This window comes from Streptomyces sp. NPDC005181 (assembly GCF_040608395.1).
Classification (GTDB): Bacteria; Actinomycetota; Actinomycetes; order Streptomycetales; family Streptomycetaceae; genus Streptomyces.
The window spans coordinates 1-1,692 of record NZ_JBEXID010000239.1 but is presented as its reverse complement, the minus strand read 5'-3'; the positions used below and the strand labels follow the sequence as shown (position 1 = coordinate 1,692).

At 67.4% G+C, this 1,692-nt stretch carries 2 protein-coding genes; both read right to left on the bottom strand.

The window, feature by feature from the left end; genetic code table 11:
- Positions 1-134 precede the first annotated feature (134 nt).
- Positions 135-545, bottom strand: coding sequence for an SH3 domain-containing protein (locus tag ABZV38_RS40325; protein WP_356333929.1), 411 nt, complete (start codon positions 543-545; stop codon positions 135-137).
- A 507-nt stretch (positions 546-1,052) separates the two neighbouring features.
- Positions 1,053-1,472, bottom strand: a complete 420-nt coding sequence (locus tag ABZV38_RS40320; protein WP_356333928.1) for a PPOX class F420-dependent oxidoreductase — start codon at positions 1,470-1,472, stop codon at positions 1,053-1,055.
- Positions 1,473-1,692 lie beyond the last annotated feature (220 nt).

Here is a 1,692-nt window from a genome sequence, read left to right as displayed (position 1 = left end):
ACCGGCCTGCTGAACATCAGGGTCTTCTCGATGGCGTCGTAGTCGCGGCCCGCCGCCTCGCAGTGCTCCCGCAGTACGTCGAGCTTGTGGGCCACGGCCCGCCATCATTCGAACCCTTTGAGGGACAGGTGCGTTCAGCCCTTGGCCTCGGCGGCCCTCTGGCTGTAAGTGAGCACGGTCGGCTGGACGTCCTTGCAGTAGGGGACGGTTCCGGTCTGGGCTGCGTACCTGGCCGAGATCCATGCCTGCTTGTCACGCAGCAGGTACCAGACGTTGTTGCCGGCGATGTTGTGGGCACGGACCTTGCATCGCAGGCCCACTTGCTCCTTGTACTTGCGGATACCCAGGACCGACGAGTCGGTGCTGGGGTACTGACGCTCGTTCAGCCCGCTCAGACTGCCCACCGTGGCGTAGGGCTTCACGGGAACAGGTGCCTGGGGGGGAGCCGCAGCGGCAAGCAGCGGGGTACTGAACACGATGGCTGCCGCGGCAGCACCCGAGCCCGCGACGATGCGCCGAGCGCGCCTCTCCAAGATCTTCAACATGCCATTCCTCTCGCTCATTTCCTGGCCGGTGGATCGCATTTGATCACTCTTCGGGGCATATGCCCTGCATCTTGTGTCGTGGCAGCGTTTTGATCCCCCGAGAAGGCGATTGCAGTCAGGCGAGTGGGCCATCCGCTCCGGGATCGTGGCCAGGCTCTGAGCCGTTCCGGTCCCGGCGTCGCGCCGGGATGCCGAAGAAAGCCCACGCGGACCCGGCGGGCGCTTCACACATGCGGGAGCGGCCATCGTCCAGGACGTCAGCCACGATCCACAGCACCGAATGCGTCGCGACGGATCGGTCGAGCAGTACCGGCAAGAGGCCACCACCTGCGGACCTCGGGGCCGAGCGGGATCGTGGAACCCGCGAAGCGCTCGCGCCGATGCAGCGGATCGGGGAGGTCGGCTCACCCTTGGCGAAGGAGTCGTATGTCCACTTGGCGAGCTGGGCGTACGCGGCTGATCCCGGCAACGCGGAGCGGGTGCGTGCCGGACGCCGCGGCGCATGCGTCAGCCGGGCTGGCTGTTCTCCTTGAGCGTGCCCCAGCCGTGCCAGCGGTCGACCTCGATCCAGGCGCTGACCCGGCCACGGTCCCGCTGCTGGTAGGGCTTGCCGAGGTACTGCTGGGACAGCCGGTCGATATCGGTGAGGTCCTTGTCCTCACGCAGTTCGGCGACGTGTCCGATGATGCTGATGTGGGTGTACCAGTTCTCCGCGTCGAGCACGGTGAGCGTGACCCGGGGGTCATTGCGGATGTGTTCGAGCCGCTTGCGGCCCTCATCCATGTTGACCAGGATCCGGCCGTCGCACCAGAGGTACCAGGTGGCCGTGGACACTGGCTGGCCGTCGGCCCGAAGCGTCGCGATGACGGCCGAGTTGGACTTCTTCAGCATGGCCACTGCGGTCTCGGGAAGCGGTGGATTCGACACGGAATCTCCTCCTGCGTGATCCATTCTCGGTGATCCATCGGGCTGCATGCTCACCGTGCCACATCCCGGCGTGCCCTATGTCTCACGCCCCGCCGGATCGGTCGCGCCACGGAGGGCTTCGCATCAACGGATAGCGGCCTGCCGTGGTGTTCGCGACGCCGGCCGCGGCGCCCGGGGGCCCCGGCGCGGGCCGCAAGGGGGGGGGGGGGGGGGGCGGGAG